Consider the following 25,049-nt stretch of genomic DNA (forward strand, 5'->3'; position numbering starts at 1 on the left):
CCATGGAAAGATTTAAACAGTCTGAGCAACTTGTTTTTGCTGAATGCTTTTGGCTGTGCGGTAGCATTCTTCGACGTGTGCTTCAGCAACTTTTTTCATCACGAAGTAGCCAAGACCCGCTGCAATCGCTTGACCACCGAGTGGAATAAACTTGGTAACTTGTTTGGTAATGACTTTTGCAGCCACATTATTCAGTGATTTTTTCACTGCGGTACGTGCTACCACGAGACCCGAAAACTCGATCCCACGTTTACGAAGTTCATTCCAATGGACTTGTTTAGTTTTTGGATCGAATACACTGATCTGTTCAGGAGCCAGTCCAAAGCGAGCATTCACTTCAGGAATCAGTTGTGACAGAATCCCGACATCAATGACTACATCTAGAAACGGCACAGGGATGACCGCAGCCCCTGCAGAGAAATAGGCGCGCTTCTTAATCAGTTCCAGACATTCTTCACGAATACGTTCTAGATCTAGGCTAGGATCAATATGATCAGGAATTTTGTCTAATTTCATAAATATTTACCTGGAATTTTTACGCTTTATTTTCGCTATTGAGCTATTCAACCATTATTAAGCTGCTTTTTTCAAAGCATTTTTTGAGTTGAGATACCTTTTTAAGGTGGCATAGACAGAAGGGGAAGTATAGTAAATAATCTTTATTGTTTTGTTGTACCAATGCAGTTTCATTTGGGGAGAAAAGATGGCGATTCATGTTATTCAAAGTCAGCGTATTGATGTGCTTTTGGATAGCATGCTGCGTGTGGTTAACCAACAAAGTGATGATCCTTTCGCGGTATTGCAGACACGTCATTTTGTGGTGCCATCTCCTGCGATGGAAGTATGGCTGACACAAAAAATTGCAGAGAAAAAAGGCATCAGTGCTAATACCCAGTTTCACCATCGGATTCGCGCATTTCAGTGGTCATCTTATCAATGGGTACTCAATACCCAAAAAGAACTCGAACAAGTCCGTGAAGCCAATATTCCACGAATTATTATTAAATGGCGTGCATTTCAGGCGTTACGTAAAACCATTTTGCCTGATGAAAATCCATTAAAATCCGGGCATGCCTTATATTCGATTGTGCAGCGTATTTATGATAGTGCCGACCGTTTAGAAAATGGGCCTGAAAAGCAACTTAAAAAACAAAGCATGTTGTATTGGGTGTGTGAGCAGGTTTCACGTTTATTTACCCATTATATGGATTATCGTGGCTACTGTGCGCGTAACTGTCCGCCACAGCAATGCCAATGCGCCAGTAATTGGTTGGAGGCATGGGGTAAAGACATTGCTTTGGATGTCGAGCAGATGATCTATACACCCAAAGATGAAAATGGACAGGAGATTCCAGTCTCTGACTTTATTAAGCTTCAGGCACGGGAGCTAGAAACGTGGCAACGTTGGCTGTGGCAACACATTTTCCAAGATGATTACAATAAAATTTTAGAGATTGAGCAGCTCTATTGGGATCGCATTGAAAACCCTGAAACACGCGCACATGCTTTAAAGCAGTTGCCTTCGGAAGTGGTGGTGTTTACTTTGATTGAACTGCCGCCAAATCAACTGGATTTTTTGCGCCGTCTGGGTCAGCACATTGATATTTATATTTTCCACTTTAACCCATCGCAAGAATATTGGGCGGACAGTGTCGATCCTGATTGGAAAGCCCGTTACGACTTAGGTGTGCAAGAGCGCTTCATTAGAAAATATGAAAAGTCACAAGGCAAGTTGCCGACTGATGCCGAGATTCAGGCATTTTTCCAAGCCTTTCAATTGAACTTTAATGCTGAAGATCGTGAATCACGTCATCCCTTGCTGACGCGTTTTGGTAAACAGGCACGCGATCACTTTTCTTTATTGTCCAAACTCTCTTCAGGTGAAGAAGGTCTGTGGGCAGATGCTTTTGTCGATGAATATCCTGATCATCTGCTTGCAAAAATTCAGTCTGATATTTTGTATTTGGTCGAACCTGAGCAACATGCCTATCTCTTAAAACCCGATGATGATTCGGTACAAATCCATGTTTGTCATTCATCCCTAAGACAACTCGAAGTTTTACGTGAACAAATCACCCATTGGTTGGCACAAGGTACAGAAGAGCATCCGCGTTACCCGCATGATGTTTTGGTGTTAAGTCCAAATTTGAAAGACATTGAACCTGCTATTCGCAGTGTATTTGCACCGCCACCACGTGAACGTGAAACAGGGCAACATCGCTTACATAAGGATATGGTGTATTTGCCGATTCAAATTGCAGGGGTATCACGCTTAGATGTGAGCCACGCGTGGCGTGCCGTATTGGGACGAATTCAATGGGTGTGTGGGCGTTTTAGCATTGAGGATTTTGCCGACTGGCTGTATTTAAGTGCCACACAGCAGCGTTATGGACTGGACTTTGTACAGGTCGAGCGCATCGTACAGCTCTTAGCAAATGCAGGCTTCAAACGCGGTCTCGATCAGGCACATTTACAGCAAAGTCTCATTGATGATGATCAGGATTACCGTTTTAGCTTTAAATATGCTTTAGACCGTTTAGCATTGGGCGTAGCCGTTCCTTCACATCAAATGTTTGGCGAAACGCTGAGTTATGCCAAAGTACAAAGCAGTGATTTTGCTTTAATTAATACGTTGATTCAGATTTATCAGGATTTCGATGCTCGTCGGACGTGGTTCAACGCACATGAGCAGGGACAACGTACCCCTGTAAAAGTTTGGCTGGAACACCTTAATCGCGATTTAAATGAATTCCGTACTGCTGGCGTAGAATCGCTTAAAACTGTTGCGGAATTAATTGATAAGCAGCTGCGTATGCTGACCTTGGCAGATTACCATGACCAAGATGATCCCTATGCTAATCAAGAATTGGTGGCACTCAGTTTACCGTTGCCTTATATCTTGGAAGAGCTGCAAAACAGTCTTGACGCTCAATTGGATCAGGCTGAACCTACGGGGCAGATCACCTTTAGTCAAATTGGTCAGATTCGTCCGATTCCCTATAAATTGGTGGTGATGCTGAACTTGGATACCGGTAAATTCCCAAGTCGTAATCCACATGTGCCATTCGATTTAATGAGTATGCTGAAACCGCAGCTTGGGGATCGTTCTCGTCTTGATGATGATCAAGGCGCATTTCTAGATGCTTTACTCTTGGCGCAGGACAATGTCTGGCTATTCTACAATGGCTTTGATGTGGATGATGGTGAAGCACGCGATCCGTCGACCTCATTACAGGAACTGATTCAGCACATTTCTTATATTTGTGCCTCAAGCGAGCCTGATGCTGACATTGATCCGATGATAGACATTAATGGCTTGAAAGTCGCTGAACATATCCAGCAGCTTTATCACGTACATCCGATGCAACCTTTTGATCCATTAGGATTTACTGAAATTCGGACACCACGATTTCAAGATCAATGGTTTACTGTGGCACAGCAGCTCCGTACGGCTCAATCTGAACGTCAAAGCTGGATCAATATGGCCTATCAATTCGTATCTAGCGATGACAACTTATGTGTATTAAAAGCCGATGAGTGGATTCGCGATATGACGTTCCCAGCGCGCTTATTTTTAAAGAGCGTGGGTGTGTCGAGTGTACGCTATCAGGATATGCCTGCTGCACAAGAACCTTTAATCTTAAATAAATTGGAACAATATCAAGTTCGTGATTTTTTATTACAGCAAGATCAAAAGGTTGAAGCGAAGTTAATCTCGGATTTACTTCCTGTGGGTAAAACTTTGCAAGCGACTTGGATCAGCAGCCAGCAAGAACAAGAGCTGTTACATGAGCGCTTATTAAAGTTGGAAAAAAATCTAACGTCTACAACGCAAAGATCTTGGCATTATGAAACCGATTTGATTCTAAATATCACCGTGCCTGAAGACCTTCACGCAGATTATTGGCTCAGTATGCAGTCCGCTTCAGCATCGGAACGCCGCCGTGCACAGGTTTGGCTGGAATACTTATTGTGGCTGGCTTATATCAATGACGATACACGAAGCACTCAACTTGAACGCATTGTGATCTTTAGTAATAAGACTTTGAGCTATAAAGGCGTTACTTCAACACAGGCACGTCAATATTTAGCGTATTGGCTCAATGCATGGCGTTATGGTCAGCAACATCCATTGGTGTTACCTGCAGAATTACTGTTGAAAAAAGACTGGCAATGGGTCGAAAGCGAACAAGGACAGATGCAAATTGCCGAACTTGATAAACTCCTTGAGGAATGGAATAAAAGCTTTGAAAGTTCCAAGCCTTTAACAACCGATGAGTCAAATCAGCGTCATCAAGATTGGCAATTTATTTTACAGGATCAAGATGCAGATCAGGCACTTACCAAAAGTTGTGCGGAGTTTGCTTATCATCTCTATGCGCCAATTCAACAATATTTGGAATGGGTGAAATAAATGAATATGTCAGCACCCATGCAAAAACAGATTTCGACCAATCCGATTCATGACATGCACTTTAAGGGATTGCATTGGATTGAAGCATCCGCAGGAACAGGTAAAACCTATACTTTATCGAGTTTAATGGTTCGGATATTTCTTGATAAATATTATCCAAATCAGGTCATTGCAACCACCTTTACCCGTAAAGCAACTGCAGAATTGAAAAGCCGTGTGCGCTTACGTGTCGAGGAAACCTTAGCTTATATTCAAAAATATCAGTTGTTGAATTCTGTGGAAATACAGGCACAGATTGAAGCTGAGTCTGATCCTTTGTTTAAGAAGGTATTAATAGATTATGGTTCGCGCATGGACTATGCACGGCGTCGTATGCGTCTCGTCTTAAATCAGCTGGATGAGCTTTTTGTCGGAACACTGGATAGTTTTAGCCAAAAATTATTACGCGAGTTTGCCTTTGAAAGCGGCAAAATTGAACGGGCTGAACTGACTGAAGATCAGGATCTTTACCTCGAACAATTGATCCATGATGTATTACGAGAATGGATTCAGCAGCAGCCACAATTTGTGGTGAATCAGCTGTATTTACAAAATATGCTGAAACCTGCTGATCACTACATCAGCCTTGTGCGTGATGCATTAAATTTCAGTGCTGCACATTTTCAGCAGGTCAAACACGTTGATTGGGATTTAGAGCGATTCGGTCATTGTGTTGAAACGTTGATAGGCGTCAGACCTGAGCATTTAGAGGAAATTCAAACTTTCTGTCGTGAGACACCGAAATATTTCCATAAGAGCTTTTTAACCAAGCTCATTGATATTTCTGCGCAATATCAAGACTGGTGTCACCAGCTTAAAGTTCAGGGCGAGTTAAGTTTTTTTGAACCTGAATGCAGCAAGATTTTACTCAATCTGTGTTATCTCAGACGTAAAAAAACTGACTTTGAACCAACGACACAAGTCTTTAATAAAAGTTGCCCTGAAGAAGAACAGCAGCGTTTCCTTGCCAATGATCTGATTCGTGCGATTGACGCTTTATGTCTTGAAAAAGTTGAGCTTAAGTCCAAGTTTCAGCAGTTTGCTAAACACTTGGATTATCACCTGATTCGTAGTGTGCAAAATCGTTTGCCACAAACACTACAAAAACAAGGTGAAACCACATTCTCACAGCAAATTCGCACGCTTGCTGAAGCGCTGCAGGGTGAGCAAGGCCGTCGTTTTGCGCAGTTTGTACAGACCCGTTATCCCTTAATTTTGGTCGATGAATTTCAAGACACCAACCAAGATCAGGATGATCTACTCGCAAAAATTTGGCGCGATTCGGCGCGTGTGAATCTGGGTTGTATGATCATGGTCGGTGACCCCAAGCAGGCCATTTACGGCTTTCGCGGTGGGGATATGCTCACCTATAACAAAGCCCACGCGGATGTACTCTTAAAGCAGGGGACAGAATACACCCTGACGCAAAACCATCGTTCAGTAAGACCTTTGGTTGAAGTGGTGGATGCTTTATTTCAGCGTCAAATGGATTTTGGTGAAAATGTCCGTTATAGCTTGATTCAAGCAGGCAGCAGACCTCATCCAGATTTGATTGAAGGAGCAAATTCCAATCCTGCACCACTACGCTGGATCCAAGTCTCTGCGGAGGGCAATGAAATTGATCAAGTGGTTTGGAAAATTCGTGCTCTGTTAAATCAAGCACAGCAGGGGCAGCTTAAATTTCGGGATCAATCTGGTCAAATTACTTCGCTCTGTGAAGATGATATTGCGGTTTTAGGCTTTGGACATTATCCATTAGAGCAAGTGAAACAGCGCTTACAACGCATGAAAATCGCGTGTTTTAAGGAGTCGAAGCTCAGTGTCTTTGCGAGTAGTACCGCGCAGGATGTGGCGGCTGTACTCACTGCCATTATGGATCCATTTAACGAAGCTAAAGTAAAGCGTGCCTTGATTACCCGCCTATTGGGCTTTGATTTAAAAGCCTTATTGGAATTACAGCATCAAAATGAAGGTTTAAGCCGCTTTATCAGTGATTTCGACGCCATTCGTGAAATGTGGTTTGACAAAGGCTTCTTAACCGCTTGGAACTATGCACTGAATCTGTTTGGTGTATGGAGCAAAATTGTTGCAAGCCAAAGCATCGATAATGAACGTTTTGTAGTAAATCTACGTCATTTAACCGAAATTTTGAGCCATCAAAGTGAATATTATCAAGGGGCACAAAAACTCTATCATTGGTATTTACGTCAGTTACAGTCACCGTCAGGCAAAGACAGCGAAAAAGAACGTAAACTCTCGGGTGATCGTGGGGTGCAACTTTTAACGATTCATGCCTCAAAAGGGCTTGAGTTTAAAGTGGTCTTTTTGTTGGGTGCGGATGCTGCATTTGATGTCAATAAAGGTAATTTAAACTTTTCACTCAGTGATACACTGTCTGAAAGTGTGCTTGATCAGGCGCGTGTTATTGCGGTCAATCATAAAGATTTGGACGAGCAGGCTGTTCTGCAAAATGCTGAACGAAATGCTGCAGAAAATCATCGTCTTTGGTATGTGGCACTAACGCGTGCGAGTCACCGTGTTTACGCCATGCTCAATGAAAAAAACATCGATTCAACCTCAGGGCTAGCATTTTGGCGTGGGCAAGGCGGCAATGTTTTTGAGCATCCATTATCCATAATGGAAGATTTACTTGAACAAGAACCAAAAGCGATTCACCTGCAACAGACAGAGATAAGTGCAGAGCTTCAAGCATTACCTTTGCCTCATACACAATTTTATCCAAGGACGAAAACCAGTTTCACGGCATTGTCTAAACATCTTGCGCATACAAGCACACAGCAAGATGATTTAGTGGCTTTGAATGATCATCCTGATAGTGCTGCAGATGAGATTGATATCATGCCGGTGCAGGAACAAGAGATTGCAGCACCGTTAGATTGGATTAAACAGTATTTTCCAAAAGGCACTGTGGCTGGAACATTTTTGCACAGTATCTTTGAGCATTTAGATTTTCAAGATCGCGCTTACTGGAACTTGGAAATTCGACGCCGTTTTAAAAACACTGCACCACAGATTTGGTATGAACTGATCGAGAAATTTCAGCAAACCTTCGCAGTTAGGCAGGCTTATGAACACGCCTTTAAGCAGTTATACATTACGGTAACAACCAACTTGGCAACGCTGTTTAAACGCTTTGCGCTTAATACCACATTGAATAGCGAGGCTTTGATTGCCCTCATTCAAAAAGTTTTATTGAGTGTGAATTACAAATTATTGAGCGGTATTCGTCAGCATAAACATGATGAGCAATATCGGGCGGAATGGCGAAGCTTCTTTATCCAACCTGAAGCCTTTGAGCAAACGCGTTTTTTAGCATTTATACGACAGTTCGAATTTTATTTTGAAGAATTAGATGATGACAGTTTTATTCAACAGTTTGAAAAGGAACTGGAAAAAATTGCGCAAGGTTCTTCACAGCCTATAGATGTAGATCGTCTCGTACTGGATGCGGCTGACATTTTGCTTGAAGAAATGGTCGAAGATGTCATTTTAAATCTGATGCAGGATTGGATTGCTGAGATTTTGGCGACACCACTTCAGCCGAATTTTGCCTTAAAACAGTTGGTCAAAGGGAGCTATTTGTCCGAGTTTCCATTTTTCCTATCACTGCAAGATGAATCACTGCAGATCAAGCAGATTCATACATTGTTTGCTGAACACGGCATTCTGATGACCGAATTTAATGAAGCGAAATCAGCGCGGTTTCTCACAGGTTCCATTGATTTGGTTTACTTTGATGGGCAGAAATATCACATTGCCGATTATAAAAGTAACTTCTTGGGATTTGATCAGCAAGATTATAGTATCGAGCGTGTGCAAGAGAATATGACGCATTCGAGCTATTGGTTGCAGGCTGCACTTTACTTGGTGGCAATGCATCGTTACTTGAAAGCCAATATGCAGCACTATGACATCCATCAGCATCTTGGTGGGGCAAGTTATTTGTACTTACGTGGTATGAATGGGCAAGAAAATCAGGGCCATTTTTATTGGCAACCTGAGGTCAGTTTTATTGAAAAATTAGATGAAATTTTGGGCTATATGTTGCCGTATAAAACAGCATAATTGCCAATAATTAGCTTTTTAATATAGATGAAACAATAAATTATCCTGTGGATAAGTTTGAGGATAACTGTGTGGAAAATGAGCAATTTCAAGCAACTCAGCCGGGGGTAGAAATCGATCCATGGATCGAGTATCTCTGTCAGCCGCCTTTTAGTCAGGCTCGCTTTGAAATATCTGCCAAAAAATTGATGCAGCAGGTTTTAGATGCCATGCAGCAGGGAAACAGTTGTCTTCCAGCAGAGCAAAATAGTCTTTCTCTGTTGCATGATCTTGTTGGTGATGCTCAGAAAGCCCATTCACTTGCCCCCTTTATCTATGATCATGGGCAGTTGTATTTGTACCGGTATTGGGCGCTAGAGAAGTCGGTTGCAGAGCATGTTGTCCGTATTCAAGCGAATTCAATTGTACCTGTTGATTTGTCAGAACATCAGCAGCAACTCTTGAGTGATCCTTATCAGCAACAAGCCTTAAACATGGTGGTTGAACAAGGCTTGAGTATGATTACAGGCGGACCAGGGACAGGGAAGACCTTTACCTTGGCACATATTATTGCTGTATTGAATCAAGCCTTACCCAATATACGCATTGCCATGGCTGCACCGACAGGGAAGGCTGCACAGCGTATGAAAGAAGCATTGCAAAATGCATTACATAGTGAGGCATTGGCTGACTTTGACGTTCAAGCCTTGAAGCAATTACAACCTGTGACTTTGCACCGCCTATTAGGCTTAGGTAATCAGGCACAGCCTAAGTTTCATGCCAAGCAACCTTTGCCATATGATGTGATCGTGGTCGATGAAGCGTCTATGCTGGATTTACAGTTGTCGCAGATGTTATTTGCTGCCGTACCCAATCATGCACGCTTGATTTTATTGGGTGATGCCGATCAGTTGGCATCCGTCGATGTCGGTAGTGTTTTGGCGGACTTACAACAAGTGAGCGAGCTGAAAAAAAATCATGTGCATTTGATGAAAACGCGCCGTTTTGCAGATGGAGCACAAATTGGTGTGATGGCGCGATTTATTCAACAAGACGACATGGCTCAAGATGTACTAGCGCAATTTGAGCAAAATGTGGTTCAAGCAACAGAATTACAGCCAATTTCATTGCACGATATTGATGTTGACTACGCACAGTTAGAATATCTCACTGATGAAAAACTGAGTGCTTCAGTGCTTGAACAGTATTATACGAAGCTTATGTATGGCTATGCTGACTATGTTCAAGCATTAAAACAAGGGCAGGATCAGCAGAGTTTTAATGCTTATGTTGCCCATACCATTGAAATCTTTGATCAATACCGAATATTAACTGCGATTCGACATGGTGCGTTTGGTTTACACCAGTTAAATATGCAAATAGAACAGCGCTTATTAAACCAATTGGGACGTGTTAAACAAGGTGAATGGTATGAAGGTCGTCCGGTGATGATGACTTATAATGATTACCAGTTAGGCTTGTCAAATGGCGATATCGGGATCTGTTTTTTACGTGAACATGATGGGCGAAGTCAGTTTGAAGTCTATTTTTCAAGTTTGGAAAAATGGGTCTTGGCAACACGTTTGCCGAAAAACATTGAAACCGCTTTTGCACTGACGATTCATAAATCCCAAGGCTCTGAATTTGCTCATACAGCGGTCGTATTAGATCACTTGGCGAAAAATCTACTCAGTAAGGAGTTGATCTATACCGCAATTACCCGTGCGAAAAAGGTAGTCAGTTTGTTAGTGAATCGTGATGCATTTACACAGGCATTAACAATCAAAACAACGCGACACAGTGGCTTGAGTCAAAAAATAGTGGAACAGTATCGCAATTTTAATGAATATGTGAACTAGTTTTGTGTAGGCAAATGCTTACAAGGATTCGAGAAATTTGCGCATAGAGCTTTTTGTAACTTTTTGAGAAGATGGGCTACATAAAGAACCTAACAAGGAAAGTTAGGCATAATCGCATAATTATACTAATAACGTCGAAAGACAGCGAACTTACAATGACGTAAGTGAAAGAGGAAACTTACAGCCGCTAAGCCTTGTAGTTTTGGGAGAGACTACAAGGCTTTTTATTTTGTTTCGTGATTAGTGTTGTATTAATTTGCTGGAAGAATTCATGATGCTTATTTATTTAGAATTGTTTCGATGTAAGCAAAAAATGATAAGTGTAATATTGTACGAGAATTGAGTTAATTAATGTACGAAATGGCTTACATCGAGAGAGGATATAATCCTCTATGCGTACATTTCTAATCTGTCAAAATCCTTATTACAAGGACGTTAAACATTACCAACATGGAATGTGTAACTAGAAGAGAACGCGATAGGCGTCATAATAAAAATAATAAATAAGAAAAATATAATCATAAGAGAAAAAACTACAGCGCATAAAAAAGCCCGAGTCTGACTCGGGCTTTTCTTTATCTATTTTGAGCCACCGACATCAGAATGTAATCGACCTACATAAAACATGGATTGAATCCAATATTTCTGCTGCGTATCACATGGCTGAAATAACCGACCAAATGTCATTCAGCCTGTAGATGAGTTTTTGCAATTGTCATGATATTCACGTAAAATATTCGACTTGCTGTAGTGATGCACGGCAGTCAAAGTCTTGAATTCTCATTACTTTGATTTTTATCAAGATATATAAGCATCTCGGAGAAATCGAATGGCTTTAACAAACGCAGATCGCGCAGAGATCATCGCTAAATTCGCTCGCGCTGAAAACGACACTGGTTCACCAGAAGTTCAAGTAGCTCTTTTGACTGCTCAAATCAATGACTTACAAGGTCACTTCAAAGAGCACAAACACGACCACCATAGCCGTCGCGGTCTTATCCGTATGGTTAACCAACGTCGTAAGCTTCTTGACTACCTAAATGGTAAAGACCACGGTCGTTATGTTGCTTTGATCGGTGCTTTAGGTTTACGTCGTTAATTCGATTTAAACTTTTATTTTCGGGTTTATTGCATGTTTTGTGCTTTACAGCTGAAAACTAAAGTAGGTTTAGTATTTGACTAAACCAGTGGAAGGGGCGAATGTTTCGCTCCTTCTTTGTGTTTAAAAATAGTGTTTATATCTAGTGAGGTCGGCTTCTAAGCTTTGTCATTTACTTAAACGTTTAAGTTGTGAATGCCAAACCTTAGGGGTCTCCACTAGAATAAAATCGGGAAACAAAAATACATGTCTATGTTTAATATTATTCGTAAAGAATTCCAATATGGCCAACACAATGTTGTGCTAGAAACAGGTCGCGTTGCTCGTCAAGCGAATACTGTTGTGATCACAATGGGCGGCGTACAAGTACTTGTTGCTGTTGTTGCAGCACCAACTGCTAAAGCAGGTCAAGACTTCTTCCCATTGACTGTAAACTACCAAGAAAAACAATATGCAGCAGGTCGTATCCCAGGTGGTTACGGTAAACGTGAAGGCCGTGCATCTGAAGCTGAAACTTTGATTTCACGTCTGATTGACCGTCCAATTCGTCCGTTGTTCCCAGAAGGTTACTACAACGAAATCCAAGTGACAGCGACTGTGATCTCTTCTGATAAAACTATGGAAGCTGATATCGCTGCAATGCTGGGTACATCTGCTGCACTTGCAATTGCGGGTACACCATTCCGTGGTCCAATCGGTGGTGCACGTGTTGGTTTAATCAACGGTGAATACATCCTGAACCCGAACCACGAACAATTGAAAGAGTCTGATCTTGACCTTGTTGTTGCGGGTACTGAATCTGCAGTATTGATGGTTGAATCTGAAGCGAAAGAACTTTCAGAAGACCAAATGCTTGGTGCAGTATTGTTCGGTCACGACGAAATGCAAATCGCGATTCAAGCGATTAAAGAATTCGCTGAAGCGGCTGGTGCTACTCCTTCTACTTGGGAAGCTCCTGCGAAAAACGAAGAGCTTCGTGCGAAACTTAAAGAAGCATTCGAAGCGAAAATTTCTGAAGCATATACCATTGCAGTAAAACATGATCGTTATGCAGCACTTGATGCACTTCAAGAAGAAGCATTGGCTCAATTCGTTCCTGAAGGTGACGAAACTGGTCTTGCTGACGACGTAAACGAATTATTCGAAGATCTTAAATACCGTACCGTACGTGACAATATCTTGTCTGGTAAACCACGTATCGATGGTCGTGATACCAAAACTGTTCGTGCACTTGACGTACAAGTGGGCGTGTTAGATCGTGCACACGGTTCTGCATTGTTCACACGTGGTGAAACTCAAGCACTTGTAACAACAACTTTGGGTAACACACGTGACGCGCTGATGGTTGATACCTTAGCGGGTACAAAAACTGATAACTTCATGCTTCACTACAATTTCCCTGCATACTCTGTAGGTGAAACTGGTCGTGAATCTGGTCCTAAACGTCGTGAAATCGGTCACGGTCGTCTAGCGCGTCGTGGTGTTCAAGCTGTTCTTCCTGCAGCAGATCGCTTCCCGTACGTGATTCGTATCGTATCTGACATTACTGAATCTAACGGTTCATCTTCTATGGCATCTGTATGTGGTGCTTCACTATCACTGATGGATGCAGGTGTGCCAATTAAAGCACCAGTTGCGGGTATCGCGATGGGTCTTGTGAAAGAAGGCGAACGTTTCGCAGTGCTTTCTGACATCTTAGGTGACGAAGACCATCTTGGTGATATGGACTTTAAAGTAGCAGGTTCTGCAAACGGTATTACTGCGCTTCAAATGGATATCAAAATCGAAGGTATCACTGAAGAAATCATGGAAGTTGCATTGAACCAAGCATATGCAGGTCGTATGCACATCTTGAATGCAATGAACCAAGTGATTTCACGCGCTCGTCCTGAAATTTCAATGCATGCGCCTACATTCCAAGTGATCAACATCAACCCTGATAAGATCCGTGACGTGATTGGTAAAGGCGGTGCAACAATCCGTCAAATCACTGAAGAAACGAAAGCTGCGATTGATATCGAAGACAATGGTACAGTTCGCGTGTTTGGTGAAACTAAAGCGGCTGCGATGGCTGCTGTAGCGAAAATCCAAGCGCTTACTGCTGAAATCGAACCAGGTACAATCTACACTGGTAAAGTGATTCGTATCGTTGAATTCGGTGCGTTCGTAAACATCCTTCCTGGTACTGATGGTTTACTTCACATTTCTCAAATCTCTAACGAACGTATTGCCAATGTTGCAGACGTATTGAAAGAAGGTCAAGAAGTGAAAGTACAAGTTGCGGATGTTGATAACCGTGGCCGTATTAAATTGACTATGAAAGACATCGAACAAGCATAATTTGCTGGATTCGATTCTTTAAAAAAAAAGCCCGCATCATGCGGGCTTTTTTTATGGAAAATGATAAGAAAATTAGGCTTGATTTAAATGATTTACACGTTGAATAGTTTGATTTGGATGTTAGAAAATTTGTTTATACTATCCTTCTACTAGGTATCAAAACTAATTGATTTTTATTGGATTAAATTTTTTAAAATCATTTTGAAAATGGTGTTTTCCACAAACTTTCTCCATGATTGTGGTTTATGCTTACGCCAAAATACTTACTCGGATGTTGGTTCATGAAAAGTCGACTGCCAGAATTCAAATTCAACGCACTTATGCTTTCTCTATTGGCGATTTCAGCTACGGTGTCTGCAAGTGATCCTGTGACTACGGCAGCGTCTTCAAATTCAGAACCTTCTCCAACCACTGTACAGACTTTACCGACCATTACCTATGTCGCTGAAGAGGCAACTGCTAAAGACCCTGACATTAGTGCTATTCCAAAAGCAGTGATTAGCCGTGAAGAAATGGAGCAGTATGGCGATCAATCTGTGAAGGATGCATTACGCCGTGCCGCAGGCATCCAAATGGGTGGACTTGGTTCTGGCCCACGTGGTGGAAATGGCGCAATGCGATTCCGTGGTGGTGGTGCACCGGTATTTTTAATCAATGGTGAACCGGTACAAGGTGGACCGCGCGGTGGTATGTCGGTGGTGGATTCTATTACACCGGACATGATTGAACGCATTGAAATTGTGAAGCAACCGAGTGTGGCACAAGCATCAGTGGCATCTTCTGCTGTTATTAATATTATTTTAAAAGAACCTTTAGATGATACACTCATCAGCGGGACAGTGCGTGCAGGTTATGGCTTTGCCGAGTCTGCTCAAAAAGAAGAAGAACGTAAAAATCTAAGCCTACAAATGGATGGTCGTCGTGACGCATTGATCTACAGTTTATCTGTCAATCAAATGTGGAATGACAGCACCAACGTCATTAAAAGCCAAAAAAATGGTGAAGATGCAAAACAAAATAAACGTATTACCGAACGCAAATCACTGATGATTTCTCCACGTATGGAATACGAACTGGATGATCAGCAAAAGTTAATTGCTGAAGTGTTCTATCGTAACAACCAAAGCGATGGTCAAAGTGGTCGCCAAATCCAAGATGATAAAAATGACAGTATTCGTTTGAATACTCGTTATGAACGCAAAGATCAGGGCAATAGCGATAAAATTCGACTTTCAGCAGAACATCAAAATGAAACTGAAAAAACGCGCTTAGTAACAGGTACGAATATCATTGATCAAACCATCAATGAATATGGTCTGGCTTATGATGGCGTACGTAAATTTGATGATAAAAAACAGATTAAATTCGGTGTTGATTCGCGTGCCAGCGAATTAGAAAGCAATATAGAATCAACCTTAGATGAACAACGCTATGCGATGTATGTCGAGGGAAGTATGCGCGTCACTGACCGCAATACTTTGACCTTAGGTGTACGCCAAGAATGGTTAAAACGTTCGGGCTTAGTGGAATATTCAGATCAGCATTTCAGTCCTGTACTGGCACATCGTTTCGATTTTGATGAGCATTGGTCGCTACAAACTAATTTGTCTCAGGCGTTTCGTAGTCCGCGCGCAGACAGTCTGATGCCGACAATTTCTGTCTCTAATGATGAAGATGCTGGCAGTTTAAGTAATCCAGACCGTGGTGGTAATCCAAATTTAAAACCTGAAAAAATATCAGCGATTGAATCAACTCTAGGCTATAACACACCTGCGGGTGGAGTAAACCTAACTGCGTATCACCGTAAAATTGATGATTATATTGAGCGGGTTATTCGCCAAGAAGGTGACCGCTATATTGAAACACCGAGCAACCAAGACAATGCCACAACTTATGGGGTGGAACTGGCAGGGCGTTATGCGTTAAAACAAACTGAAAATGGTCATTCCTTTATGCTGAATGCACAAGTATCTACCGTGCGGGCTAAAGTTGAAGAGGCCAATGGTCAGGAACGCTTAGTCAGTGATGTTGCACCATATAGTGCAAGTGCAGGTGTGTCTTATAATTATCAACCTTGGCGTTTATCAACCAGTTTAAATGCAAACTATACACCTGCGTATAGCCGTGTATTGGATCAGGAACCCTATCGTCGCAGTAATAATCAACGCATTAATGTTGATATCAGCGCAACCAAACGTTTCGATAACGATTGGGCAGCCAGCTTCAATGCCCGTAATATTTTCAGCACAGACTATAAAACGCGCTTAACGGATTTAACCAGTGGCGAGTTACATGAGGCACGAAGCTACGAAAGTATTCCAAGCTTTATGTTGAGCTTAGAAAAAAAATTCTAAGTCTGTTATCTATAGTGAGAGCAGCATTGACTTAATTTCAACGAAAAGTGAATGCTGCTTTACTGATTTAGACTTTGCTGATGATTTCTCAAAATAGAATACAACTCATCTTTGAGTTTGAGCTTGCGCCGTTTGAGCCCTTCAATGTCGTGATTTAAGACATTGATTGGATTGAGTTCAAGCTGTGTGATTTCTTTGTCTAATTCACTATGCTCCTCGAAAAGTTTAGCAAAATGTGCATTATCTTCTCGTAAGGGCTGAATCAAATCCCGATATTCAGGGAACATATGTTTAATCTTTTTATTGCAATCTTTGGTCTTCATAAATACTGCGAATCTCAATAAAGGAAAACATGAAATAACCCTGTGACCTTAATATCAATATAAGGTCTGCCATAGGTCGTAAATTATTTTTTAAAGTTAGGGTGGCGTACTTCGCGGCGTAATTCCTGAACTTCATCAATCAAATCCAACATCATCGCAACCGCACTAAAGGACGCATCAAAATCGCGTTGTAAACGATAAGCCCGTTGTGCACGCGTGACATCTTCAACAATAAATTTGGAATACGGATCGGTAGAGCGTTCAGGCAAAATACCGTGTTCGATGAGCTGTAAGACCCATTCTGGACTTTGTCCACACGCCTGAGCAAAATGTCTTAAATCTAAAGGATGTTCATCCATAATTATGGAGGATGAAAAGCCGTGAGATCCCTGATCGGTGTACTGAATAGTGGTCATGGCAGACTCCTTTAACACATGGTTTTGCCCTATTGAGATGAGCTCATGATGCAGAACAACAAATGATGCTGTGCTGCGATTTAACTTACCCCAAGTGTCCATATATACATCGAGACGTTGCTCTATCAAAACTGACTTTCATCGCACCTAGATTCATCTTTATTTTTAATTTCTAGGACTTAAGTGAATTCTATTTCTTGTGGAAATATCAATAAGCACTTAAATGATATAAAAGTCGGCTCGGTTTAATTTGGTGAAAAAATAACCGTGCATAAAATCATTATTGTAATTTTCCCCGCGTTATAACAGTAATTATTTGTACCTTATTGTTTCAACTTATGACAAGCTAAGGGTGCTTAAATGACTTATATTTAAGTCTTTCAATTATTAGAAATTCTAGTGCTTAAAATAAAATTGCTTCAATGCAGAAAAGATGTTTAGTTAGTTTGTATTAAAATTTTGGCAATAAAAAACACTCCGAAGAGTGTTTTTAAATCATTTAAACTTAGCTTAAATGTTTACCAAACAAGCCCAAGGCTTCTTCTGCAGTGAACGTATATTTGGCATTACAGAATTGGCAGTCCATTTCGATTGGGTTTTGTACTTCGAGTGTTTCACGAACAGAATCAATACCAATTTGTTCTAATGCCACAGCGCAACGTTCTTTCGAACAAGTACAACCAAATTTTAAAGTTTCTGCTTCAGGTAAACGCACTTCTTCTTCGTTATATAAACGGTAGAGAATTTCGTTGGCATCTAATTCTGTTAATTCATCCACTTTCAAAGTTTCGGTTAACATTGTCAGACGTGGCCACAAGTCTTCATCGACACGGCGTTGTTCTTCTTCGCTATTACGTGGCAACAACTGAATCAGTAAACCACCCGCACGTTTTTCATCACTGCCTAAAACAATGCGCGTTGGAATCTGTGCAGACAAGTCATAATACTGCATTAAGCAGCCTGCAAGTGTTTCTTTATCTAAAGGCACAATGCCTTGATAGCGTTCACCAAATTCAGGTTCGATATTGATAAATAAAACAGGGCTAGTCAGTGATTTTAGCACTGTGCTGCTATCGACAGCGCTTTCAAAGCGAGGGTCTGCTTCATAGTCAGCCAAGGCACGAACTTCACCTAAGTGATTGCATTCAGCCATTGCCCATTTAAAACTACCAGACGCTTGAATTTGTAGGCTGATACGACCTTTGATTTTAAGCGTGCTGGCAAGTAAAGCGGTCGCACATAACATTTCACCCAAGATGATTTTTACTGCTGGCGCATAATCACGTTGTGCAATGATGGTTTGTAAAGTTTCTTCAAGATGTACCACTTCACCACGGACAGGGCTATCTTCAATAAAAAATCGTTGGCGTAAATCAGACATAAAATTCTCCATAACCCTGCTTTAATGGTGGCACTATTGTAAAACACAAGTTATGACAGATCATCTCTTATTACATCAAGTTCAATCCCGTTATTGTCCTGTTGTGGCTCGGTACGCTTGGCGTGAAATTGCTTCTGATCTTGAGTCAACAAATACTCAAGCTCCGAGAGTACGCCAGCTGAGGTAGGAGCAATAGCCTGTTCAGATTTAAGCAAATCAATATCGTGATCGGTAAACCTTGCCAAAGTATGTTGAAGCTCATCATTTTCAATACCTAAGCTATGCAACACATGTTGTGCCATAGACAGGGCAGATTGATAGGTTTCACGCCAAATATGTTCAATACCTAAATCTTGTAAAAGCTGTGCATGGTGACGGTCTCGTGCACGAACCCAAAGCTGCAGATCGGGATAATTCCAAGTCAGGTGTCTGACCACCAACATAGAATCTTCAATATCATCAATAGCAATGATTACTTTTTCAGTATGACTCAGATTGACCTGATGCAAGGCTTCAGGCTCGGTTGCATCTGCCTGATAAAATGGAATATTAAATTGTGCTAGGAGATGCGTGGCAGCAAGATTATTATCCATCACACTAAATGGCTGCTGCTGTTGATGCAAAATACGTCCAATGATTTGTCCAAAACGCCCAAAACCAATCAGTAATATAGGGGTTTGAACTTGAGGTGAACTGTCTGTATCAAAGGTCGCAAGCAAATGATTTTGTCGATCAAGTCGCGGTAAAATATGTCGATCGAGCAGCCAATAGAGTACAGGCGTAATCAGCATGGAGATGCTCAAAATCAGTAATAATGGCGAGATCCATGCTTTCTCAATCGAACCTTCCATCAATGCAATCATCAGCACGATAAAACTGAGTTCACCGGCTTGCGCCATACTTGCTGCAAACAAACTGCTGTTGCGCCAAGTATGTTGATAAAAGCGAGCAAGAATCATCGCGATGATGAACTTCACTGATACCAGTATAGCAACGCCAGCTGCTATAAATACAGCATCAGTGAGTAGATTATCTATGGAAATATGAAGGCCCAAAGCAATAAAACTCAGACCAATAAAAAGGCCTAAGAACGGCTGAATACTTGATTCAATCGCAGGTCGAAAGTCTGAATCTGCAAGTAAAATACCGGCAAATATCGCAGCAAGTAAATAATGAATACCGAGTAAATTCATTAAGCTATATAAGCCGAGACTGACAAAAAGTGCGACGAGAAGATGTAATTCATGGCTGCCACTTTTCGCAATCCAAATATATAAAGGCTGAAAAATATAACGATTGGCAAGAAAAAGACCGGTAAATACCATCAATATCACTGCAGAATAAGCCACACCATGTTCGGTCGATGGAATACCTGCCAATAATGGAATGACAGCAATACAAGGAATGCTCAGTAGAATTTGAATCGTGAGAACCGCATAGCTGAGCTGTCCGTGCGTGGTTGTCAGTTGATCGTGTTGTTTTAAATGTTGCAGTACCAATGCAGTTGAAGAAAAGCTTCCGGCCAAGCCAATTGCAAGGCTGGTACTGAGGACAGGGCTGATGAATAGATAACTGAGACCCGCAAAGATGGATGTGCTTACGCAGCTGAGTATTAGTGCAGTCATCCACAGGTTTTGCTTAATCTGAGTTAATCGCGTTGTACGTAACTGTAGACCTAACCAAAATAACAGCAGAAAAAGACTAATTTGCGTGAACTGAAGTTGTATGGCGTTATCAGTAAATAGATTGAGTGCACTACTGCCTGCAAATAGACCCGTCAGTATATAGCCCAAAACCGTTGGAATATTCAGCCTTTTGCATAAGGGGACGACGACCAATGCAAGCGCCAATATCAAAGTCATTTGGAGTAATACGGACATATATCTACCTGAAATCCTTCTTTTATGTTTTGTCTTTATTTAGACATGCAGTTTTAGCTTAATTCTTGAGGGTCAATATCTAAGGTCACTTTCATGCCAGATGGTTTATTACTTAATAGGTTTTGCCACCATGCTCTTAAGTAATAATGTAGACGTGCACGATCTGCGGAAAGCAAAACCATATGCGATTGGTAACGACCCGCTTTACGCTCCATAGGGGCAGGAATTGGTCCCCATATATCGAGATTCAAATCACTGTATTGACGAAGATAAGCAGCATGTTTCTGTAAGAAATCTGTATTTAAACTTTGATCCTTAGATTCACAGCGAATCAGCGCCGCATAACGATAAGGCGGCATCATGGCAATTTGTCGTTCTTGTAAGGTCTGCTTGGCAAATGCGCGATAGTTGTCCTTCACCAAGGTATTTAATAGAGCATGATCGGGACGCAAGGTTTGTAGATAGACATCGCCTTTATGTTCCCCGCGACCAGCTCGACCTGCCACTTGTACGATTAATTGTGCCGTACGCTCTGTGGCACGAAAATCCACACTAAGCAGTCCTGAGTCAATATCTAAAATAGCGACCAAGGTGACATAAGGGAAGTGATGACCTTTTGCCAGCATTTGAGTTCCAAGTAAAATTGCAGGCTCACTTTTTTGAATCTTATCGTAAATTTTTTGCCAGCTGCCGACACGACTGGTGGAGTCACGATCGACCCGAATGACGTCAAAATCAGGAAAGAGTTCATTCAGGTGCTCTTCGACCTTCCCTGTTCCCATACCAAGCGGTTTAAGTTCAGTATGCTGACAACTTGGGCATTGTTCAGGTAGTCGATGTACCGTGCCACAATGGTGACAATGCAAATGCTGGTAAGGTTGACGATGAACTGTGAAATTGGCATCACAATATGGGCATTGTGCTTGCCATCCACAACTATCACAAATGAGTACAGGCGCGTAACCACGACGATTCAGGAAGATCAATACCTGTTCTTTACGTTCCAGCCGTTTTTTCATTTCCTCAATTAAGTGCAGGCTGATGCCATGCTGCTTTTGTGCGACTTTCAAATCTAAAATGTGGATTTTCGGCATGAGTGCCGTACCAGCACGTTGGTTTAATTCTAAAACCTGCATTTTGCCATGATCGACAAGCGCATAGCTGTCGATGCTCGGTGTCGCTGAACCCAAAACCACAGGGCATTGTTGCAGATGAGCACGATACAGGGCAACGTCTCTCGCATGATAGCGAAAGCCTTCTTGTTGTTTGAAGGAAAGATCATGCTCTTCATCGAGAATGATCAAACCGAGATTCGGCATCGGCGTATAAATCGCGGAACGTGTGCCTAGTACAATGGAAGCTTTTCCTGTTTCAGCCGCTTGCCAAGCTTGTAAGCGTTTGCTGTCGTTCAGTCCTGAATGCAATAGGGCAATATTGCATTGGAAACGTGATTGGAAGCGGCTAATGGTTTGTGGGGTCAGTCCAATCTCAGGCACCAAGACCAGTACCTGTTTTCCTTGCTTAAGCACTTGCTGCATGATTTGCAGATAAACTTCAGTTTTGCCACTACCAGTCAAACCATCTAGTAAAAAAGCTTGATACTTATTTTTGTATTTTAAAACATGGTCAATCGCATGCTGTTGCTCGGGATTGGCTTTAAGTGGCATTTGTGCCATTTGCACAGGCTGCGGGCTAAAATCTTGTGGTTCAAGCACACACTCACAAATGCCTTTTTTCTCAAGTGCTTTTAATGTGGCAGTTTCAATCCCTGCCATATTCAGAATATTTTCTGCTGTCCCAACGGGATGCAGTTTTAATACTTTATAGGCTTCTTGCTGTCGTTCTGAACGGCGAACTTTAGATTCTGCATCTAAGTCCAGTAATTTCCATGTACGTGCCAAAAGGTTATAAGGCTTACCTTGACGGAGTAATGCAGGCAAAGCACTTTGTACAACTTCTCCAATAGGGAACTGGTAATACTGTGCTGACCATTTTAATAATTGTAAGACTTGTGCATCTATGATTGCACGATCATCAAGCAGTTCAGTAATCGGTTTAAGTTTAAAACGAGGGTCGACGGGCGCATCTAGAGCTAACTTTTCCATCACAATGCCAACTAAATTCTGACGACCAAAGGAAACCGCGACACGTGCGCCGACTTGTGCTTGTTCATATTGTTCTGCACTAACCAGATAATCGAAGCAATCAAAAAGATGCACGGGCACTGCAACGCGTACACGATAAAGAGCAGTGGTGTGATCGGTTGAATTTGGCATAAATTACAGTGTCTGTCCTGATGAATTGTCGTCGTGATAAAGATCGAGTTATGCTAGAGTGATTGAAACATTTATATGTCAGAATATGAATGATTTCAGTGGTCATGCGCAACAGCGTTCAGCAAAATTTTGGAAAATTAGAGCATTACAATGCCGGCATATCAGTTTACAGCGCTTGATGCGTCAGGGAAGCAGCAAAAAGGCGTTTTGGAGGGGGACTCTGCCCGTCAAATACGACAACAATTAAGGGATAAGTCACTTATCCCTGTGGCTGTTGATCCTGTAGAAAAAAAAGATCCACATGCACAGTCTCGCTGGTTCGAAAAGAGCATCACCGCTTATGACCTCGCTTTAATGACTCGTCAGCTGTCTGTACTGGTTGCAGCTGCAATTCCACTTGAAGAAGCCATTCGTGCTGTGGGGAAACAAAGCGAAAAAGTCCATGTACAAAACCTGTTGATGTCTGTGCGTTCCAAAGTGTTAGAAGGTCATTCATTAGCGAGTGCCTTGCAACAATCGGGACGTTTTCCTGATTTATATATTGCCACGATTGCCGCTGGTGAACGTTCAGGCCACCTAGATTTAATCTTGGATCAATTGGCAGATTACACTGAAAACCGCTTTGCCATGCAAAAGAAAATTCAAGGTGCAATGGTTTATCCGATCATTTTGATGCTGATGTCTTTTGCGATTGTGATGGGGCTAATGACCTATGTGGTTCCTGATATTGTCAAAACCTTTGACCAAAGCAAAGATGCCTTACCTTGGATTACTGTCACTTTAATGAAAGCCAGTGATTTTATTCGTATGGCTTGGCCATTTTTGTTGATAGGAAGCGCTGTTGGAATTTTTCTGTTGTTACGTTTCTTAAGAACTACAGCAGGGCATTATTCATTTGATCGTCTGACCTTGAAATTACCGCTGTTTGGTAAGCTCTCACGTGGCATTAATGCTGCACGTTTTGCCAGTACCTTATCAATTTTAACTCAATCAGGTGTGCCTTTGGTGGATGCTTTAAAGATTGGTGCTGCAGTAAGTAATAACTGGGTCATTCGCGATGCAGTCAATTTGGCGGCTGAAAAAGTAACAGAAGGTGGCAATCTTGCGACTCAACTTGAGCGCAGTGGTTATTTCCCGCCGATGATGGTGCAAATGATCAAGAGTGGCGAAGCCTCGGGTGAGCTTGATCGCATGTTACAGCGTTCATCTGACATGCAAGATCGTGAAGTCACTACGCTCATATCGACTTTACTCGCGCTCCTTGAACCTTTAATGCTGGTGCTGATGGCAAGTATCGTGTTAGTGATTGTGATTGCGGTCATGCTGCCAATTGTGAACATGAATAATATGATTTAAAAACGATTGCATAATGGCTTGGAAATGTCGTAAAACGTTGAGAACAACGATACTTCAAAATATAAATATGAATGAGAGATGTGCAATGCAACAAAATCGTTATAAAAGACAATCAGGGTTTACCTTAATTGAAGTGATGGTCGTGATTGTCATTTTAGGTGTTTTGGCAGCTTTAATTGTACCTAACGTCATGGGACGCGGGGAAAAAGCCAAAGTTGATACCACGGTCATTAAACTCCAAAGTATTGCGGGCTCATTGGATCAATACAAACTCGACAATGGTAAATATCCAAGCATGCAAGAAGGTGGTTTGGATGCACTGGTGAACAAGCCTGCTTCTGCAAAAAACTGGCTACCGGGTGGTTATGTCAAAGGTGGCTATCCTAAAGACAGTTGGGATAATGATCTACAATATGTCGTTCCGGGTACTGAAGGTCGTCCATTTGATTTGTATTCATTTGGCGCTGATGGTCAAGCCGGTGGTGAAGGCACAGATGCAGATATTTACTTTAAGCCTTAATTGAGAATCATTATTTTTAAAATATAATGGAATATATCAATTCACCTAAAAGGATAATTCAATCCAAGGTGAATTGATAATACATATCATTTGTAAAATATAATATAAACATTTGATAATAAATAATTTAATATAATAATCACTGTTTGATATTTATAATAAGAATTATTCCCATATTTATCTATTACAATTATCGTAAATTCTGAACAAATAAAGCCTTTTTATTTAAAATTAAATGTTCATAATATCTCGTATGGCAACTTTTAAGCCGAAGGAGAGCACTATGAAAGCACTGATTTTATCGGATGAAATTAATCAATTTCATTGGTCTATGCTGAAATCTGTTCTTTTGATGCTCAGCATTTTGCCTTTAAGTCAGGGAATCCAACATTTGTGGCAGACCACTGAAGGCAGTAGCCAAATTATGGTGGGATTTTTTGCGATAAGTCTGATGAGCAGCTTATTTGTACTTTGCTTTTATTCAGCTTTAAAGGCGACCGTACTTGAATTAAAAACAACAGAAGCAAGTTCACTAGAAGCGTATGTGGTACGTATTTACCGCTATATTCCGATGTTGTCCTTAGCCGGTATGTTGTCTTATCTGGCAACGCAATTTTAAAAGAAAGAACCGAGGTTATGACCTCGGTTTTTTGTGGTTTTATATATCAAAAGATAAAAAGCATTGTTGAGCAATAAGGGTAATGATAAATATTATTCTTACTAAAAT

General features: G+C 41.4%; 15 protein-coding genes. 9 read left to right on the forward strand and 6 right to left on the reverse strand.

Annotation, left to right across the window (positions count from 1 at the left end; all coding sequences use genetic code 11):
• Positions 1-12: 12 nt before the first annotated feature.
• A complete protein-coding gene (locus tag A3K93_RS01000) occupies positions 13-516 on the reverse strand; it encodes a hypothetical protein (RefSeq protein WP_067728100.1) in 504 nt (167 codons plus the stop codon).
• Between the two features lie 187 nt (positions 517-703).
• Between A3K93_RS01000 and A3K93_RS01005 the strand changes: the two genes are divergently transcribed.
• The 6 genes from A3K93_RS01005 (at position 704) to A3K93_RS01030 (ending at position 16,170) form a co-directional block, all read left to right on the forward strand.
• Positions 704-4,414: an exodeoxyribonuclease V subunit gamma gene (locus A3K93_RS01005; protein WP_067728102.1), complete on the forward strand. Its 3,711-nt coding sequence runs from the start codon at positions 704-706 to the stop codon at positions 4,412-4,414.
• Positions 4,415-8,539, forward strand: a complete 4,125-nt coding sequence (locus A3K93_RS01010) for a UvrD-helicase domain-containing protein (RefSeq protein WP_067728104.1) — start codon at positions 4,415-4,417, stop codon at positions 8,537-8,539.
• Positions 8,540-8,610: 71 nt separating this feature from the next.
• The gene (recD, locus tag A3K93_RS01015; RefSeq protein WP_067728106.1) at positions 8,611-10,377 is read left to right on the forward strand and encodes an exodeoxyribonuclease V subunit alpha; all 1,767 of its coding nucleotides are present in this window, start codon (positions 8,611-8,613) and stop codon (positions 10,375-10,377) included.
• Between the two features lie 829 nt (positions 10,378-11,206).
• Complete coding sequence (rpsO, locus tag A3K93_RS01020; RefSeq protein WP_004637724.1) at positions 11,207-11,476, forward strand: 30S ribosomal protein S15; 270 nt, start codon at positions 11,207-11,209, stop codon at positions 11,474-11,476.
• Between the two features lie 252 nt (positions 11,477-11,728).
• Entirely contained in the window at positions 11,729-13,816 is a 2,088-nt protein-coding gene (gene pnp / locus A3K93_RS01025; protein ID WP_171255077.1) for a polyribonucleotide nucleotidyltransferase, read from the forward strand.
• Positions 13,817-14,097: 281 nt separating this feature from the next.
• The gene (locus A3K93_RS01030) at positions 14,098-16,170 is read left to right on the forward strand and encodes a TonB-dependent receptor plug domain-containing protein (RefSeq protein ID WP_067728110.1); all 2,073 of its coding nucleotides are present in this window, start codon (positions 14,098-14,100) and stop codon (positions 16,168-16,170) included.
• A gap of 59 nt (positions 16,171-16,229) precedes the next feature.
• Here the strand turns inward: A3K93_RS01030 and A3K93_RS01035 are convergent, their stop codons facing one another.
• The 5 genes from A3K93_RS01035 to A3K93_RS01055 form a co-directional block, all read right to left on the reverse strand.
• On the reverse strand, positions 16,230-16,493 hold the full coding sequence (locus A3K93_RS01035) for a YdcH family protein (RefSeq protein WP_067728112.1): 264 nt from the start codon (positions 16,491-16,493) through the stop codon (positions 16,230-16,232).
• 83 nt (positions 16,494-16,576) lie between these two features.
• The gene (locus tag A3K93_RS01040) at positions 16,577-16,909 is read right to left on the reverse strand and encodes a chaperone modulator CbpM (RefSeq protein WP_067728114.1); all 333 of its coding nucleotides are present in this window, start codon (positions 16,907-16,909) and stop codon (positions 16,577-16,579) included.
• A gap of 505 nt (positions 16,910-17,414) precedes the next feature.
• Complete coding sequence (gene hslO, locus A3K93_RS01045; RefSeq protein WP_067728116.1) at positions 17,415-18,290, reverse strand: Hsp33 family molecular chaperone HslO; 876 nt, start codon at positions 18,288-18,290, stop codon at positions 17,415-17,417.
• A 50-nt stretch (positions 18,291-18,340) separates the two neighbouring features.
• Entirely contained in the window at positions 18,341-20,170 is a 1,830-nt protein-coding gene (locus tag A3K93_RS01050; protein ID WP_067728118.1) for a cation:proton antiporter domain-containing protein, read from the reverse strand.
• Positions 20,171-20,223: 53 nt separating this feature from the next.
• Positions 20,224-22,446: a primosomal protein N' gene (locus A3K93_RS01055; protein WP_067728120.1), complete on the reverse strand. Its 2,223-nt coding sequence runs from the start codon at positions 22,444-22,446 to the stop codon at positions 20,224-20,226.
• Positions 22,447-22,596: 150 nt separating this feature from the next.
• On the opposite strand from A3K93_RS01055, the gene gspF reads away from it, so the two are divergent.
• The 3 genes from gspF to A3K93_RS01070 all read left to right on the forward strand — a co-directional run bounded on the left by gspF (position 22,597) and on the right by A3K93_RS01070 (position 24,941).
• Entirely contained in the window at positions 22,597-23,802 is a 1,206-nt protein-coding gene (gspF, locus tag A3K93_RS01060) for a type II secretion system inner membrane protein GspF (protein ID WP_067728122.1), read from the forward strand.
• A gap of 85 nt (positions 23,803-23,887) precedes the next feature.
• A complete protein-coding gene (gene gspG / locus A3K93_RS01065; protein ID WP_067728124.1) occupies positions 23,888-24,322 on the forward strand; it encodes a type II secretion system major pseudopilin GspG in 435 nt (144 codons plus the stop codon).
• A 283-nt stretch (positions 24,323-24,605) separates the two neighbouring features.
• Positions 24,606-24,941, forward strand: coding sequence for a hypothetical protein (locus A3K93_RS01070; RefSeq protein ID WP_067728126.1), 336 nt, complete (start codon positions 24,606-24,608; stop codon positions 24,939-24,941).
• Positions 24,942-25,049: the final 108 nt, after the last annotated feature.

Source organism: Acinetobacter sp. NCu2D-2 (assembly GCF_001647675.1).
In the GTDB taxonomy this organism is placed as follows: Bacteria; Pseudomonadota; Gammaproteobacteria; order Pseudomonadales; family Moraxellaceae; genus Acinetobacter.